Source organism: Paenibacillus sp. FSL H7-0940 (assembly GCF_037979415.1).
Lineage (GTDB): Bacteria > Bacillota > Bacilli > Paenibacillales > Paenibacillaceae > Paenibacillus > Paenibacillus amylolyticus.
The window spans coordinates 5,732,232-5,748,469 of record NZ_CP150280.1; the positions used below are offsets into that span (position 1 = coordinate 5,732,232).

Sequence of the window (16,238 nt, forward strand, 5' to 3'; positions counted from 1 at the left end):
CACGATGGGTGATGTCTTGACAGAAATGCGAACTGAGAAGTGCTGAAAAGGAGAGAATCATGAAAGGTTTCAGAGGCATACGCCAACCGGGCAAAGACCGGGTACACGAACAATCCGGGGAACACCGGACGGCCGAAGACAAAAACAACATGAGCATGTCCACCTTCAGTGTGAATAAGAAGCGCGTTCTGGCCTCGCGCAAATGGATCATTACAGCAGCATGTGGTGTATTCATCGCAGCATCGCTCGGGTTCGCAGGCAAACAATATGTTACTGCAAACACCGTACCGTACTATAAAGTAATGGTTAAAGGTAGCGAGATTGGTACCATTGCAGATGAGGCACAATTACAACAACTATTTACAGACAAAACTGAGGAATATCAACATAAATATCCGGATGCAGAGATGGTGCTGAACACGGATGGCATCACAACCGAAACGGTAAGAGCGTACAAACCTGAAGTGAACAGTGACGAAACGCTGGACAAACTGGGTGACATGCTGACAGCCTACGCCAAAGGTGTGGAGCTTAAGGTAGATGGTGAAGTCATTGGTATTGTGAAGGATCAGGCAACAGCTGATGCAATCCTGGAACAAGTGCAGAGCAAATACATATCGGCATCGGCTGTGCGAAGTTCGCTGAAGACGAAGTCGGTATCGGCTAATTCCTCGAAGAAAGACGAGGGACCTAGCACAACCCTGAAGTCTGTAGGCATCAAGGAAGATGTAGCGACAGATGTGGTGAAGGCTGATCCAAACAAAATATGGGATGTGTCCGAGGCGGTTAAAGCATTAACCGTTGGTAAAGACGCGCCTGTAACTTATGTGGTTCGTGAAGGAGATACAATCTCTTCGATCGCTGCCAAGTATGAAATTACACAAAGCGAGATTCGTAAGCATAATCCGGGCATCAAGGAAACGTCGCTTCAAATCGGAGACGAACTGACCTTGACCGTTCCAAAACCGGCGGTAACCGTTAAATCGGTTGAGCAGGTTGTTGAACAGATTGAGATCAAACCGCAAGTGGAAGTGCGCAAAAGTGACGAGTTGAAAGCAGGTACAACAAAAGTCGTGCGTCCAGGACAAAGCGGCTTGAAAAGCATGCAGTACCGTATAACCAAAGAAAATGGTGAAGTGGTTCAGGAAGAGTGGCTTGGTCAGGAAGTGATTAAAGCAGCTGTAACTGAAGTAGTCCTTAGCGGAACAAAAGTTGTTGGTGAGGGCACAGGTGAATTTGCTTGGCCGGTATCAAATGCAACGATGAGTAGCAGCTTTGGACAACGTTGGGGTCGCCAGCACAAAGGTGTCGATCTGGTAGGTAACCGCGATGTGAAAGCGTCTGATGAGGGTGTAATTACTTTTGCAGGACAGAAAAGCGGTTATGGTAATGTCATCATTATTAACCACCGTAACGGATACGAAACACTGTATGGACATTTGAACAGCATTGGCGTTAAGGTTGGACAAGTGGTTGAAAAAGGCGAGAGTATCGGCGTTATGGGCAACACGGGTCGTTCGACTGGAACACATCTGCATTTTGAGATTATTAAGAATGGAACGGTAGAAAATCCGTTAACGTATCTGAACTAATATAGAGCTTAAGTAGAGCAAGGTTGGCTATAATGCTGGCCTTGTTTTTTGTTGCTGTAAAAAATTTTCAGATGAAAGACCTTCCAACCCTCCGATCAGGATGTGACGGTGCTTCAGGTATGTTAAACTAGAGAGTATAAACAACAAACTAGAGAAACCAATCAAGTAGGCTTGGTACAAGCTAAACATAGAAGAGAGATATAAACGCTAACGCGGATTAAGCAGGATATAGGGGTGAACTTAGCCGATGCAGGGGAAGATTTTGGTGGTGGACGATGAACAGCCCATCGCGGACATTCTGAAGTTTAATTTGGAAAAAGAGGGTTACGAGGTCATCTGTGCATTTGATGGCATTCGTGCGGTTGAATTGGCGTTATCCGAGAAACCGGACCTGATGCTGCTGGATCTGATGCTCCCGGGCAAGGACGGTATGGATGTCTGTCGCGAAGTGCGCGCTCATCTGGAGATGCCAATCATCATGCTTACCGCCAAAGATGGCGAGATCGACAAGGTGCTCGGATTGGAACTGGGTGCGGATGATTACGTGACGAAGCCATTCAGTACGCGTGAGCTGCTTGCACGGGTGAAGGCACAGATGCGCAGACGGCAAAAGCTTGCGATTACGGCAGAAGCTCACGAAGACGAAGAGAAGCAGGTCATGCGACTGTTTGATCTGGCGTTTGATATGGACATGTATACGGCTTATAAAGGCGGAGAACCGCTTGATCTGACCCACCGTGAATACGAACTTCTCTATTATATGGCGAAGCATTCCGGCAAGGTTATGACACGGGAACATCTGCTGCAAGCGGTGTGGGGATATGAATATTTCGGCGATGTACGCACCGTGGATGTTACGATTCGTCGTCTGCGTGAGAAGATTGAGGAGAATCCAAGCAAACCGGAAACGATTCTGACACGCCGCGGGCTCGGTTATCTCGTGCGCAGTGCCAAAAGCGTGGGGATATAATGGGCCGATTCGCGCGATTCTCGTTCTTCCGAACGATTCAGGCGAAATTGATAATTATCTATGTACTGCTGATTCTGATTGCGATGCAATTGATCGGGGTTTATTTTGTGAGCGCGATGAAGAACTCACTAACGAGCAACTTTACGGAAGACCTGCAGGCGCGTGCGGAGATGCTGTCGGTTCTCGTGGGCGAGACGATGGCGGGTGGAGAAGCAGAGGCTGGCGAGGACAAAACGGAAAATCTGCGTGTGCTGGTGAACAATCTGTTCAACATTAACGGTGCCGAGATTCAGGTGCTGGATGCCAGCGGCAAGGTACTCACGACCTCGCTAAGTTCACATTCGGACTATGTGGGTCGCAAAAACACCCAGACCGTCGTCAGCCGTGCGCTTCAAGGCATTCGGGACAATGAGGAATATATCGTGGACGAGGATAATGTTCGCAAAAAGGTCGTCGCCAAGCCGGTGCTGTCCGGCGGCAAGATCATTGGCGCGGTCTACATCGCGGCATCCATGAACGAGCTGTATTCCACGATGGAGGGAATCAACAAAATCTTTATCTCCGGCATTCTGATTGCCTTGGTGTTAACGGCGGTGCTTGGCGTGATCTTGTCCCATACGATAACGCAGCCGATTAAGGAAGTGACTCGGAGAGCGACAGCGGTCGCAGAAGGTAACTTTGATCAGCAGACACCTGTATTTGGCACGGATGAGATTGGTCAGCTCAGTCGGGCTTTTAACTATATGACCAGCCGGCTTCGGGATGCACTTTCACTGAATGAAGAGGAGAAGGAGAAGTTGACCTCCATTCTGACGAATATGAGTGATGGTGTGGTGGCTACGGATGAGTACGGTAAAGTCATTCTCGTAAACCGTCGTGCCAGCAGCATTCTGGGTATGCATCCTGCGGATATTGAAGGAAGACACTTTGCCATATTACTCGGCATTGATCCGGAGGATGCGGAAGCCCTCGCGAGTGGTTTCACAGGTTCAACTTTGCTGCAGATTGCACCCGCAGGACAAGAAGAGCCTGTGGTCATTCGGATGACGTTCACACCGGTTCATCGACGTGAACGGGGAATCACGGGAACCATTGCCGTACTTCAGGATGTTACCGAGCAGGAAGAACTTGAAGCATCCCGGCGTGAATTTGTGGCCAATGTATCCCATGAACTGCGTACACCACTGACGACGATCAAGAGTTACGCGGAAGCGCTGGATGACGGGGCATTGGAAGATCCGCAGCTTGCCGGTCGTTTCGTTGGTGTTATTCAGAACGAGACGGAACGAATGATACGACTGGTTACGGATCTGCTGCATCTATCGCGGCTGGATTCCAAAGAGGCTTTGCTACGTAAACAGCCAACAGACATCCTGGAAATGCTGGAGGAAGTGACGGATCGATTCTCGTTTCAGATGCATCAGAAGGATATTCAGCCTGTGCTGTCTGTAGAGAATGATATTCCGGCTGTTCCGCTGGATCGTGACCAGATTGATCAGGTGCTGGATAATGTCGTATCCAATGCGCTGAAATATACATTGGAAGGCGGCACCATTACGATTGCGGCTAGACGCAGTGATGAACACACACTTGCCATCTCGGTATCGGATACGGGAATGGGTATCCCACAGCGTGATTTGGATCGCATTTTTGAGCGGTTTTATCGGGTGGACAAGGCTCGTTCCCGCAGTATGGGAGGCACAGGGCTAGGACTGTCCATTGCCCGGGAAATTGTGAAGGCACATGATGGAAGCATCTCTTTGGAGTCTGAAGTAGATGTGGGAACGACAGTAACGTTCACACTGCCGATGCGTGAGAAAGGGGGTGAGCACCGTGAAGGAACGGATTAAATCCTTGGTGCTTGCTGCCCTTGTTGTAGCCAGTCTGGTTCAGAGTTATTTTCTGATCTACCGTTTGCCCGGAGGCGGGGATTCCATTGTGACGTCAGAAACGAACTATGTGAAGACGGAAAATATGGGTCAGGAACGCAATATTGAAGAATTGATCTTCCCTGATCAGATGATTATTCATCTGGGTGAGGATAAACATACGGTGTTTTACCCTGGCAATACGTTCTATCAGTTAATCTATTCGCGGTTACAGGGGCGGGCGTTCGATGATTTTCAGCGCCGCAGTGTGCAATCGGTGAACTGGGATCAGATTCGCAAGGAGAACCCTGGGTTTGAGCTATCGTTCAAAGAAGGTATTCCCGTAGCATTGTTACAGCGGGTGATGAGGCTTGGGACGGATTCCTTATTCCAAGGGGAGACGATTAACCGAATCTCGATCTATACGTCCAAAAAAGAAACGAAGGCCCATGCGCTGTTCTTCAGTGCCAAGGGAGACGTGGTATACGAAGCAACGCAGGCAGACCTGACAGTACAGGACGTGCAGCAGCATGTCGACTTCGGTACAAACTGGACGCCATATACGTTGATGGATGGCGGGTATTATATCCCGGCGGAAGCTCTGGAGACGATTGAGGCGGATGTGCCAACAGGTCAGTTCACGGTTGAGCAGATGCAGCGTAGTCTGTTCTTCGATCCAAGCATGACCCGGAACATACGGGAAAAAGACGGGTCGGAGATCTACACGGACAGTAAACGTAGCTTACAGGTAAAACAGGAACAACGCTGGATCAGCTACACCGATCCGGCGGCACCGCCTGCGGGACAGATTGATCCCGCGAAGGATGCGTTGTCTGCGGTTGACTTTGTGAATCAGCATGGTGGCTGGAAAGGCCGTTCGCGCATGATGCTGGGGACCGCCGACAGCAAGACACGGCTTGAATTCCAGCAGTATTACGGCAGCTATCCGATTATGGATTCCATGCAGTTCCGCTTTGGCACAATCAGCATGGAGATGCAACAGGAGACGGTATCCAGCTATGAACGATCACTGGAATACCTGAACGAAGGTGCAGAGACGAAGAAATCGGTCAAATTGCCTGGTGGAGACAAGCTGAAGGCTCTTATTAAAAAGGTCGCAGGTGAGAATCGCCAGGTCGTGGACGTATACCCGGCATATCGTCCATCTTCGATTGAGGACGGACTAAAGCTGATCCCGGTATGGGTGATCCGCTTTGGAAACGGGGAGGAAACCACCGTTTCTTGATGGGTTGTAGGGTAATGGAGTCATTCGATATCCGAGCGAGGTGTAAGGTCACACGATAACGGAGAGGGCAGAAAAAAGCTGTAGAAGCGAAGCGTTCGCCTTTATCGCCGGATTTCTCCCTTAGGAAAAGGGAATCAAGAAATCTGGAGATAACAGCGATCGGAAGGTTGTTCTGACCGCGGAGTGGGCCAGTGTGATATTAGTTGCTTTTATCAAATTGGACGGAGGTGAATGTTTTGGATTGGGGACGGGCGAAAAATGTGTTGATCTATGCCTTTCTGCTGCTCAATCTGGTGCTGGGATACCAGATCTGGATGGATGCGCGAGAGACGGCCGGAGCCAATCTGGACTTCACCTCACTGGCAGATAATACACAGCAGGCGATGGAAGAGAAGGGCATTCAGGTGCTGGCTCCGATTCCAAATGAAACGCCAAAGCTGCCAAAGTTGTCCTATGAGTTCATTGAAGAGGACAGGGCTGGCGTGGATATGGAACTGGAACAGCCTGTAGATAGCAAGTTGATCTTCTCGCAAAGTGAGCTGGAAGATGCATTAGAGCGTGAGATTCCACAGATCGGGACATACCGGCTGGATCAGCTGATGGCCGAGGATGGGGCTTTTGTGCTTCACCCACTGGTCGATGGTAAATGGCCGCTCTTCAATGTGAGTCTGGAGCTATTTTACAGCGACCAGAAAATAACGGGTTACCGTCAGACTCCAGTGCGGATTACAACCGCAGAGGAGAGCGATCAGCAGGTGCTTCCGGCGTCGAAGGCGCTGGGAACGCTGATCGAGAACTTTTTGCCAAATGATGCAATTGTCAAAGATATTCAGCTGGGCTATTACGGCCAGTTGTTCAATTCAGATATACAGGTAGCGATGCCGGCATGGCGGTTCGTGCTGGAAAGTGGCGAAGTGTTGTACGTGCAGGGCATCAGTGGGGATGTATTCAGTCCCAAGACAGACAAACCAGGGGAGTAATGCGTTATGGGGATATATTTTACCGTGTTATCCAGCGGTTCGACAGGTAATGCCACAGTCATACAACATGGGGGTACCTCTCTCATGATTGACGCGGGTCTTAGTGCGAAGCGATTGGATGCACTGTTTCAGGAAAGGGAGATTTCTGGGGCAGAATTGGACGGGATTCTGGTTACACATGAACATTCCGATCACATTAAAGGACTAGGCGCGATGTCTCGGAAATATAATTTACCAATCTACGCGAATCTGAATACGTGGGCGGCACTGGAGAAGTCGGTTGGGGCGATTCCAGAGGAAAACCGGAGGGTATTTGAGACGGGTGAAAAGCATGATTTTGGGTCACTGCGCGTGGAATCCTTCGGGATCTCGCATGATGCGGCTGAGCCGGTAGGGTACACATTCGATGATGGTACGGAGAAGCTGTCTGTTGCAACCGATCTTGGGTACATGAGCGACAAGGCTCGCGATGCCATCTCTGATTCTGACGTGCTGGTGCTGGAGGCGAATCATGATGTCGAATTGCTGCGTATGGGGCGTTATCCATGGAACACCAAGCGCCGGATTTTGAGCGACATTGGGCATTTGTCGAACGAAGCGGCAGGGGCAGCGCTTAGTGAACTGATGAACGGACGCATCAAGCGCACGTATTTGGCACATCTTAGCCGAGATCATAATATGATGGACTTGGCAAAAATGTCGGTGCGCGACGCGATGGAGAGCCGTGGATGCTTTTATCGGGACCATGAGTTCAAACTCTGTGATACGTATTACGACCGTCCTACGCCATGGGATAGGGTGGGTGAGCCATAAAGCTGTCCAGTTCGGCGGCTTTGCGCTCGACTTCCTCACGGGTTAGGATGCCTTTATCAATAAGCAGTTCAATGATGGTGCTGAGTGCAAGGGTATTGCGATAGTGTTCTTCCTTGAGATCGGCCAGCTTGGCCGCCATATGAACTTCATCCATGGCTGTGAGTGTACGCGTGCGATCCATATATATCCTCCTCTATGAAGCTTCGAATTGTCTTTTACTATTATTGTAGTCAGGCTTGATGGAAAACATTCCTCTTTTTGCCGCTAACATTTATGTGATGAGACGTGTATGCTGAACCTGTGACTATGCAGGGGTGAAAAAGTTCTTCAAATTTGCCAAAATGGCGCTTAGCGGACCGGATTTTGTGGTGATAGATACTATGGACCTTTATTGTTAAGCGCGTTATAGCGGAAATTTGCTTTAATTTTCGTAAATATGCAACTTTTTGTGATTTGACGTGTTTAGTATATGAGGAGCATTGTGATTTTGGCTGTTTTGCGTGTGAAATGGCATGTCATAGAATGCGAGAGCATGATTGATAGAGTCACTGACAGAATGGCGTGTCCGTTCTGTTGTACATAGACGCTGTATCTTGATTTGATGCCGGGATGCGGCGATATGCAAGACCATTTTATAAAATTGCAAAAAAGCATGGGAAACCGTTGGAGTCTTCACGTAACGAAGACGACAGAAGAAACCTGAAGAAACAGAGTGTTCGCCTTTAGGAACAAATTTTCACCTTGGAAGAGGGGATCAAAAAAATTTGTGAGTAACAGCGATCGGAAGGTTCGTCTGTTGGCGGAGTGGTGTATGTGAGAACTCCATCGTTGATCCATGCGACAACTTAGGCGGCAGTCAGGGTCTTGATGCGTGACAACGAAGGGGAGAGGATCACGATGGGATTGTTTGGAGACGATTTTTATTCAACCAAAGTATCAAGACGCGCCGAACCTGAACAGAAAGGCAAACTTCAGATCATCCGCCCTGGAGGCAGAGCACGTGGACGTGACCGCTGGAGCAATCCGCGCAGATCGCGTACGGGAATCAGTTCCACAGTGAAGGTAGCTGTGATTAGCTCGGTGATCAGCTCCATCGTGACCGTCATGCTGTTTAGCTTCATCACACAGCCCACATCGTTACCGCTGGCTAATGCTACAGGTAATGGTGGTGGAGGCAGTGCACAGACAGCGCAGGCAGCTGATCCATACGACCGGATTATCCAGGCAGCAGCCCATGTTCGTCCTTCCGTGGTGAGCATTGTGAACCATAAAACGGGTAGCAGTCTATCGATGGAAGATTCGGCGCTGGGCTCAGGGGTCATTTTCAAGAAGGAAGATGGCAAGGCCTACATTATGACCAACCACCATGTCGTGGAGGGTGCGAGTGATCTGGAGATTGTGACCGTAGATGGGGAGACACATAAAGCGAAGCTGGTCGGTAAAGACCGTGTAAGTGACATTGCTGTATTATCCGCAGAAGATAAAGGGCTGGGTGCAGTCGCGGAGATCGGTGATTCCAGCAAACTTCAACGCGGTCAAACGGTGCTGGCGATCGGGAACCCGCTCGGTCTGGGCGGCACGCTGACATCCGGAATTGTCAGTTACACGGATCGTATTCTACCTGTATCGATTAATCAGGACGGAGTGTACGACTGGGAGCAAAACGTAATCCAGACGGATGCGGCGATTAATGAAGGTAATAGCGGCGGTGCATTGGTCGATTTGAACGGCAAAGTGGTCGGCATCAACACGATGAAGATCTCGGATACGGGCGTTGAAGGTCTTGGCTTCGCAATTCCGATGAACGAAGTGATGAAAACGGTAGATTCCCTGCTACTGAACGGTAAAGTATCTCGTCCATACCTCGGCGTGTACACGGTCGACCTGAGCAACCCTTATGCACCACTGGATGACGAGCAGCGTAAGGATCTGAAGCTGCCATCTCATGTGGACAGCGGCGTGGTTGTATTGGAAGCATCCGGTCCGGCATCTGAAGCAGGTATGAAGCTGAATGATGTCATTACGGAATTTGACGGGCAAAAAATCACCTCCACGCTGGATCTACGGAAGTATCTGTACGATGAGAAGAAGATTGGAGATACCATTGAAGTGACCTTCTACCGGGATGGCAAAGCGGAGAAAGTATCAGTGAAGCTGACGGATAAACCGGAGTAAGGGAAGTTCAACGAAACCTATACTGTTGCGTTGATTGAAATAGGGAAAGCTAGAAGAGTGATCAGATCAACTGACCACTCTTTTTTAGTTATTATGGGTGGATGTGCTCGTTCGACAGTAAATGAGTAGATCAACCATTTTTATATTCTCATGATCAGTTAGACCCGGAGCCAAAGGAGCAGATACATAATACTTGTGCTGTGGTAAACTGTTGTCAATATGTTGGAGACGGTCGCTGATGCAATAACATCTGTTTGTCGATCATATTTTTATTTCAGAATGGAAGGGGTATTTTTGATGAAACATTTGAAGAAAAAGATGCTTGGGGGAACGAGTTTGGCTCTGTCCCTATTTATGTTGTCCGCCTGTGGGTCTGAGGTAGCTACGACAGGAGCATCTGTAGATACGAGTGCTCTGCAAGAGAAGATTACAGGGCTTGAGAAGAAACTGGTGGAGCAAGGAGCCAAGAGCGTTGAGCAGGAGCAAAAGATCGCAGCACTTGAGACCAAGTTGAATGAGTTGAGTACAAATGTGATTGCGGTAGGTGAGGCTGGTGGCCAAACGCCTGTAACATCGGGAAACAACGGATCGGCGGGGAAAGGCGATGGGGTGCTGATTACCTTTGCCCAGTATGAGAAGCTTGAGGTTGGCATGTCGGTGGGAGATGTCATCGAGATCCTTGGCGGCGAAGGTGAAGCGCTGAGTGAAGCGGAGAATATGGTGGTTTACAACTATAAAGGCACAGCCGGCAATGGTGCCAATGCTGTTATTGCTTTTCAAGGCGGGAAGCTGTTGACGAAGGCGCAGTCGGGATTGAATTAAAGAACGTGGATTAGAGACAATTCATGGAATGGAACAGGGAATAAGTAACTCCGTTTTCGTAATTCATGCGCAGGGGCAAGATTCATTTGCTATGTGAAATGGGATTGTTACTGTTACAGGAGCATTCTTTTCAGGTACCGTAGAGGTATCGGGAAGGATGCTTTTTGTGTTCTTTTACGGCGTATGGAGAGGTTTGTGGAGGTTGGGCACGATAAATTAGGGCTAGGGGTTTCTTTTCGGTGGCAGGTGTGATAGAACTGAGAAGTGGCTATCCTGTAATGGGATACGCGGTTGTGAATCGGGAACATAGCTGGTTACAGAAAGGATGCTTAACGGATGTACGTTGTATGCAAAGAACACGTGGACATTGCCATCGACATGTTTGTCGATGAGTATGAGGACGCTCCAGATATCGTTGATCTGAAGGAGACGGAATTTGCCGACTGGGACCCGCCTGCGAAATGCGCCGAGTGCGAACAGCATGCGGAATTTCTCGTCGTTTAGCGTACTGTAGGACTTAGATGGCCGGAGGCGTGACTTAAGGTTGCGCTTCGGGCTGACTTTCCATCCGGTATGAACATCACAGCAAGAAGCCAAGGAGAGCGTGATGAGCGCTCTTTTTGTCTTTTTGGGGGAGATTGGTGGTGGTTGTTAGGCAGCGTGGAGCTGGGTGGGGACGTAGGGGTTAACGTGGGAGTAGGCGAGGGTAGGGGAAGATTAAGGTAGGTGTAGGTGCCGAGTTCCGATTTGGGAGGGAGCTCAGTTGTAGTAAAGGTGCAAGTTGTGGTAATAGAAATGGAAGCCGCTGGGGCGTGGGGAAAGTAAATTTGGGTGACAGCGATGTGGTTAAGGATGGAGGTTTGGTTGGGCCGAGTAGCTCTAACGAACCGGAGACGCCTTATTTGAGGCAAACACCGCCTGGTTGAAATCTAACGAATCGTAGACACGTTACATTACTGAAAAGGCCTCGAAAGAGGTGGAGAACGCTCGTTTTGACTGAGATAGCGTGTTTCAGATTCGTTAGATTTTAAAGGAGCCGAAATGTGGCTGATTAAGGTGTGAGGGGTTCGTTAGAATTTGGAGAAATGTGTAGTATAGGTATAATACAGTTGGAACGAACGATGCAATGAAGCATCTTACTTATAGAATATCTCGCAAGACAATTCAGGAGGAATGAGTTTTCATGTTTATTCAGATTATTGGCGTAGGCAAATTAAAGGAAAAATATTTGACGCTGGGCATTCAGGAATATGCCAAGCGGCTCTCCCCGTACATCAAGTTTCAGATGATCGAGGTCGCAGACGAAAAGGCGCCCGATACCCTGAGCGAAGCTGAGGTTCGGGCGGTAAAAGAGCGCGAGGGCGAACGCATCCTCGCGCATGTGAAGAGCGAGGCGCATGTTGTCGCGCTCGCGTTGGATGGCCAGCTCTGGAGTTCCGAGGAGCTGGCATTGGAGATCGACAAGCTCGGCACGTATGGGACGAGCCATGTCGTGTTTGTCATCGGAGGAAGCCATGGGCTCTCAGATGAGGTATTGCGCCGCGCGAAGCAACGCTTGAGCTTCGGGCGCATGACCCTGCCGCATCAGCTTATGCGGCTGGTGCTGGTGGAGCAGATTTATCGTGCGGTTAAGATAAATCGGGGGGAACCATATCATAAGTAGGGGCAAGTTTTTTGAGGAATAACTCGCAGGAGCCTGTATTAACAGCATGTCGACCGTAGGAGCAGGGTAGGTTACACTCCGGTCGGAATGATGTGTAAACAGGCTTCTGCGAGTTTATTTGTACTACAAGGTATGCGATATGGGAAACTAAATCAATTCAATATTTTAACTGAATAGATAATCGGACAAATATAGATTTAAAAGAACTCAAAGATGTAATAGAATAATAATAACCATTGTAAATATTGTAATGTTTACAATAGTTTATCTTGAATGGGAGGTTATTTATATGGAGATTTTTAGAGAACTTGATTTGGTAAGGAGTATAAACGATCCAATACATGGAGTGATACGTTTAACTATGAATGAGATGAGGGTGATTGAGAACCCATTATTTAAAAGGTTGCATCATATTAGACAAAATTCATTTTTATATAAGGTATTTCCCTCAGCTAAACATACAAGATTTGAGCATTCTATTGGAGTAATGAACTATGCTCATAAGATGCTAGTTTCAATACTGGAAAATGGATATATTGCACAATATCGTTCGGATATCGTGAAGAGTCAAGAAAATTTTGACGAAACTCTTGAAATCGGGGTTGGGATTGATTTATGTAACCTACTTCTTGAAAGCGAGGATTCATTAAAACAAACTTTTATAGAATTACGTTTAGCTGCACTTTTACATGATATTGGACATGGCCCTTTATCGCACTTATTTGATGCTTTTGCTCCAAATGTAGATGAGTTTATGATAATTCTACGTAGCGATGAGTGTATTGGTATTGATGAGGATTTTGTTAACCGGATTGAGATTCTATTGGGCGAATATTATAAAAAGCAGAGTGAAAAAGGAAAAACTGATATTAGAATTGAACATGAGCATGTATCGTCTTACTTTACATATAAGGTATTGAATACAATTGAGGGAATTACAAAAAATCAAATTTACAATATTCTTACTATACTCAAGCCAGAGTTACAATTAGGAGAGCGGTTAATTACTATTTTTGATAAAGAATTTGATGTCCTTCCTTTATTAAATGACATTGTAGCGAGTGCACCAATTGATTGTGATCGTATGGATTATCTTAAACGTGATAGTTATTTTGCAGGAGTTCCTTACGGTGATTACTCAGAGTCAAGAGTGTTAAAATCTATGCTAGCTTATGCAAATAGTCAAGGGAAGATAAGGATGGGACTCAAACAAAGTGGACTACATGCAATTGAAAATTTTTTGCAAGCAAGATATGAAATGTATATACAAGTCTACGGTCATAAAACCAATGAAGCATGCCGAGCTATGCTTAATTTTGTAACTGAGGAAAAAGACTTGAATTATAAAACTTGGTCTAAAAGGGAGCTAACGTCTCGAGATTTTGAAGATCTATATATATCACTAAGTGACGAACAGTTTGTTAACCACTTACTTGGAGAACTAGGAGAAGAAAGAAAAACTGCTCTTCAAGATATTAAAGATAGAAATCTATGGAAAAGAGTATATGAATTCGAAGAATTTATCGATGAGAAAAATAAAGTCACTTCTCTAAGCGAACAATTCTCTAAAAGTTTTGAAGAAATGAAGAGAAAATTCGGTGAACCTAAATTTAAGGAGTATAGGGATGAAAGATTCCCACTAAAAGACGTGGATTCTGGTGCTCAGTTGTTGGAAAAATCCAGCAAGGGATTTTATGTTGTCTCTTCTCAAAAAATCAAAGAAGGTTCACAAATAATTAAATCTTTAAATAACGGACTGCGAATTTTAAGAGTATACAGCTTAGATAGAGAGAATGCAGGGGAATTTAAGGAATACGCTGCACTGAATGTTTTACCCATTTTAACAAAAATAAAGAACAGTGAGAACTAGATTTAGATATAATTATATTAGATACTTGAATGAATTTTTAAAATCTGGTCGTAATAAACTAAGGAGATGATATCGTGGCAACTGTAGAGAAGGAACTAAAACTTTTGCTAGAACAAGATTCTTACAAAAAAATACTCAATCGAGTAAATCAACAACCCGATGTAATACGACAGACTAATTATTATTTTGATACTTGTGATTTTAAACTAGAGAAGGCAGGTATTACATTACGAATAAGAAATGAGGAAAAAAATTGGCTGCTATGTATGAAAACAAAATCTAACACTGAAAGCCAGTTTGTTTCATCCACAGAAATTGAAAGATCTATCTCCGAGAGGGATTTTGAATACTATAAGGAAAACCCATCTGAAATATTAGAGGGAATTACTGAAAACCCAGTAAACATAAATAGTATTATTAATGCAGAAGAAATATCTCTTTTAGGTTCTATTCGAAATGAACGTAAGAAAATAAAGCTATTTAATGAATATACTATTGAGCTAGATCATTCTCTTTTTCCAGGTGGAAATGAATCATTTGAAATTGAAGTGGAAGGTGTTAATACTGAGAGAGAATGTGATTATATAATGAATGAACTCAGACACATGGGAATTGAATTTAATCTGAACAAAAAAAGCAAATACAAGAGATTTGTTGAATTTATTAGTTCTAATTAAAAGTCCTAAGAAAATTTTTTTGGATTTATGTATTATTCTCAGACTACTTTATGCAGATTATCGTTAGCTATCGTACAGTCGGAGCAGTGTGTAAACATCAGGATTTTGTGAGTCATTCCAACTAACTGGATTAGTCAGGGATCATCTCCTCCACCATCTCAATGAGTTAAAGATGTTAGCAAATAAGATACTGCTACAAAATTGGACATTAACAGGATAAGATACTTCAAAAACCTGAATTTCTTGATAAGAGCTCGTAGGAGCCTGTAATTACACCATTATTACGACTATATGATAGGGGATGCCCCACTTATAGTCGTAACGATATGTAACAGGCTTCTACAAGCTTTTTTTGATACAAATGATGATCTACATCCAGGGTAAAACTGAAGGCATTAATCAATTCATGAAATTTAGTCTTCCGACTCGAAATAATACAATCCATGTTCTCGATTTTAGGGGAACTTATGCTCCTATAATACTTGTGGATAAATCTAAGAATGAAGTATAATAGAAGAAATTAGCACTCTTTTATTATGAGTGCTAATTTCTTAAGGTGAGTTGATGCGTATTGAGAGGGAAATAAAAAGACAAACCTAAGTGGTGGTACACTTGGTTTGTCTTTAAGGGTTGGTGTTCTTCAATTCAGAATGAAGTATGCTTGGAGTTTTTCTGAGCATGAAGAAGATATCAGTATGGAGTATTTCCATACCTCATATGTAAAGCTGTGGTGGCTATACCTATGTATACATCATGAATGACGGATATCCTTCTTATTTTCAAAAAAATCATAGAGAGATGGGTTGCGTATGACAATAGAGATTGAGTCCAAAGTATCCTCTTTGTTGGATGGTATTGCTTCTCGGTTAGACATTTCTCCTACAAAGTGTACTGATTTTCCTCGTTCAACAGGATAATTGTCAGTGCTAGAAGATTTGTTGTGGTGAGTGTTCTAGGTTAGTTATTAATTGAAGGAGAGGATACCATGGCATTATACCTTGAGAATTTAGACCCAATTACAAGAGAGTACATGATAAAGGAAATTGATTATGACTTGCAAAAAGGTGAATTATATCTTAGTGGAAGGCTTACAGAAACAGGTAAGACAGTTTATCCAGAATTATTAAAGGAATATGCTCAAAACGGAGATGATGAGGATTTCGCTCGGAAGTTAAAAGAGTACATGGCTGCAAAAGAATTAGCAAAGAAGCCACGTGGAGTAGGATATATTGAAAAGGATGTTCCTCACTCGGCGAATGAGACCCTGGCTGAAGGCGAGTTTAACACATACTATATTAGAGGTCTTTGTGCACGTGTGATTGAAGAAAAAGAAGGTCAATTAGAGATTTATCGTGCTAAAGAAGTTAACGATCCTAGGCCAGAATCACAAGCATTGCTGGGACAACCTGTAGATGCCGCGAAACTTCTTTCAACTCTCAGAGATCCAGAAAGCAAGTTTAAGGCGATACCGAAGCCAAACTCAGGTTTGAGTGTGAGAAGAAAATAATTTGGTTTATGAAAAGGACACTGCGATTGAGTGTCCTTTTCATATGATTTTCCGT

Annotated in this window: 14 protein-coding genes; 13 read left to right on the forward strand and 1 reads right to left on the reverse strand. The window is 45.5% G+C overall.

The annotated features are described in order from the left end of the window. The first annotated feature begins 59 nt into the window (after positions 1 to 59). The 6 genes from MHB71_RS25395 to MHB71_RS25420 all read left to right on the forward strand — a co-directional run bounded on the left by MHB71_RS25395 (position 60) and on the right by MHB71_RS25420 (position 7,469). Positions 60 to 1,592, forward strand: coding sequence for a peptidoglycan DD-metalloendopeptidase family protein (locus tag MHB71_RS25395; protein WP_127547516.1), 1,533 nt, complete (start codon positions 60 to 62; stop codon positions 1,590 to 1,592). A gap of 247 nt (positions 1,593 to 1,839) precedes the next feature. Next, positions 1,840 to 2,562, forward strand: coding sequence for a response regulator YycF (gene yycF / locus MHB71_RS25400; RefSeq protein WP_017691453.1), 723 nt, complete (start codon positions 1,840 to 1,842; stop codon positions 2,560 to 2,562). Beyond that, on the forward strand, positions 2,562 to 4,412 hold the full coding sequence (gene walK / locus MHB71_RS25405) for a cell wall metabolism sensor histidine kinase WalK (protein ID WP_076216658.1): 1,851 nt from the start codon (positions 2,562 to 2,564) through the stop codon (positions 4,410 to 4,412). Before yycF ends, walK begins: the two co-directional genes overlap by 1 nt. Next, positions 4,396 to 5,676 (forward strand): two-component system activity regulator YycH, encoded by a 1,281-nt coding sequence (yycH, locus tag MHB71_RS25410; protein ID WP_340027967.1) that lies wholly within the window; start codon positions 4,396 to 4,398, stop codon positions 5,674 to 5,676. The genes walK and yycH overlap by 17 nt, the downstream gene beginning before the upstream one ends. Before the next feature lie 236 nt (positions 5,677 to 5,912). Continuing rightward, positions 5,913 to 6,656 (forward strand): two-component system regulatory protein YycI, encoded by a 744-nt coding sequence (yycI, locus tag MHB71_RS25415; RefSeq protein ID WP_047841111.1) that lies wholly within the window; start codon positions 5,913 to 5,915, stop codon positions 6,654 to 6,656. Between the two features lie 6 nt (positions 6,657 to 6,662). Next, the gene (locus tag MHB71_RS25420; protein ID WP_340027968.1) at positions 6,663 to 7,469 is read left to right on the forward strand and encodes an MBL fold metallo-hydrolase; all 807 of its coding nucleotides are present in this window, start codon (positions 6,663 to 6,665) and stop codon (positions 7,467 to 7,469) included. Here the strand turns inward: MHB71_RS25420 and MHB71_RS25425 are convergent. Further along, positions 7,438 to 7,650 carry a hypothetical protein gene (locus tag MHB71_RS25425; protein ID WP_036611899.1) on the reverse strand — a complete coding sequence of 71 codons (213 nt, stop codon included), beginning with the start codon at positions 7,648 to 7,650 and terminating at the stop codon, positions 7,438 to 7,440. The two genes, MHB71_RS25420 and MHB71_RS25425, sit on opposite strands and share 32 nt — an antisense overlap. A 716-nt stretch (positions 7,651 to 8,366) precedes the next feature. Here MHB71_RS25425 and MHB71_RS25430 point away from each other — a divergent pair. The 7 genes from MHB71_RS25430 to MHB71_RS25460 all read left to right on the forward strand — a co-directional run bounded on the left by MHB71_RS25430 (position 8,367) and on the right by MHB71_RS25460 (position 16,183). After that, the gene (locus tag MHB71_RS25430) at positions 8,367 to 9,644 is read left to right on the forward strand and encodes a trypsin-like peptidase domain-containing protein (protein WP_340027969.1); all 1,278 of its coding nucleotides are present in this window, start codon (positions 8,367 to 8,369) and stop codon (positions 9,642 to 9,644) included. A 297-nt stretch (positions 9,645 to 9,941) separates the two neighbouring features. After that, the gene (locus MHB71_RS25435; RefSeq protein WP_340027970.1) at positions 9,942 to 10,466 is read left to right on the forward strand and encodes a hypothetical protein; all 525 of its coding nucleotides are present in this window, start codon (positions 9,942 to 9,944) and stop codon (positions 10,464 to 10,466) included. A 336-nt stretch (positions 10,467 to 10,802) separates the two neighbouring features. Then, positions 10,803 to 10,970 carry a CxxH/CxxC protein gene (locus MHB71_RS25440; protein ID WP_017691462.1) on the forward strand — a complete coding sequence of 56 codons (168 nt, stop codon included), beginning with the start codon at positions 10,803 to 10,805 and terminating at the stop codon, positions 10,968 to 10,970. A gap of 679 nt (positions 10,971 to 11,649) precedes the next feature. Next, complete coding sequence (gene rlmH, locus MHB71_RS25445; protein WP_076320177.1) at positions 11,650 to 12,129, forward strand: 23S rRNA (pseudouridine(1915)-N(3))-methyltransferase RlmH; 480 nt, start codon at positions 11,650 to 11,652, stop codon at positions 12,127 to 12,129. Between the two features lie 289 nt (positions 12,130 to 12,418). Beyond that, positions 12,419 to 13,999, forward strand: coding sequence for a hypothetical protein (locus MHB71_RS25450; protein WP_340027971.1), 1,581 nt, complete (start codon positions 12,419 to 12,421; stop codon positions 13,997 to 13,999). A gap of 74 nt (positions 14,000 to 14,073) precedes the next feature. Next, positions 14,074 to 14,676 carry a CYTH domain-containing protein gene (locus MHB71_RS25455; RefSeq protein ID WP_340027972.1) on the forward strand — a complete coding sequence of 201 codons (603 nt, stop codon included), beginning with the start codon at positions 14,074 to 14,076 and terminating at the stop codon, positions 14,674 to 14,676. Between the two features lie 985 nt (positions 14,677 to 15,661). After that, complete coding sequence (locus MHB71_RS25460) at positions 15,662 to 16,183, forward strand: hypothetical protein (protein ID WP_340027973.1); 522 nt, start codon at positions 15,662 to 15,664, stop codon at positions 16,181 to 16,183. The last annotated feature ends 55 nt before the right edge of the window (positions 16,184 to 16,238 follow it).

Excerpts from the sequence above, each read along its gene's own strand:
- MHB71_RS25450 (WP_340027971.1), top strand. The coding sequence starts at position 12,419 with ATGGAGATTTTTAGAGAACTTGATTTGGTAAGGAGTATAAACGATCCA.
- MHB71_RS25460 (WP_340027973.1), top strand. The coding sequence starts at position 15,662 with ATGGCATTATACCTTGAGAATTTAGACCCAATTACAAGAGAGTACATG.
- MHB71_RS25425 (WP_036611899.1), bottom strand. The coding sequence starts at position 7,650 with ATGGATCGCACGCGTACACTCACAGCCATGGATGAAGTTCATATGGCG.
- MHB71_RS25430 (WP_340027969.1), top strand. The coding sequence starts at position 8,367 with ATGGGATTGTTTGGAGACGATTTTTATTCAACCAAAGTATCAAGACGC.
- MHB71_RS25395 (WP_127547516.1), top strand. The coding sequence starts at position 60 with ATGAAAGGTTTCAGAGGCATACGCCAACCGGGCAAAGACCGGGTACAC.
- MHB71_RS25440 (WP_017691462.1), top strand. The coding sequence starts at position 10,803 with ATGTACGTTGTATGCAAAGAACACGTGGACATTGCCATCGACATGTTT.
- MHB71_RS25435 (WP_340027970.1), top strand. The coding sequence starts at position 9,942 with ATGAAACATTTGAAGAAAAAGATGCTTGGGGGAACGAGTTTGGCTCTG.
- walK (WP_076216658.1), top strand. The coding sequence starts at position 2,562 with ATGGGCCGATTCGCGCGATTCTCGTTCTTCCGAACGATTCAGGCGAAA.
- yycF (WP_017691453.1), top strand. The coding sequence starts at position 1,840 with ATGCAGGGGAAGATTTTGGTGGTGGACGATGAACAGCCCATCGCGGAC.
- rlmH (WP_076320177.1), top strand. The coding sequence starts at position 11,650 with ATGTTTATTCAGATTATTGGCGTAGGCAAATTAAAGGAAAAATATTTG.
- MHB71_RS25420 (WP_340027968.1), top strand. The coding sequence starts at position 6,663 with ATGGGGATATATTTTACCGTGTTATCCAGCGGTTCGACAGGTAATGCC.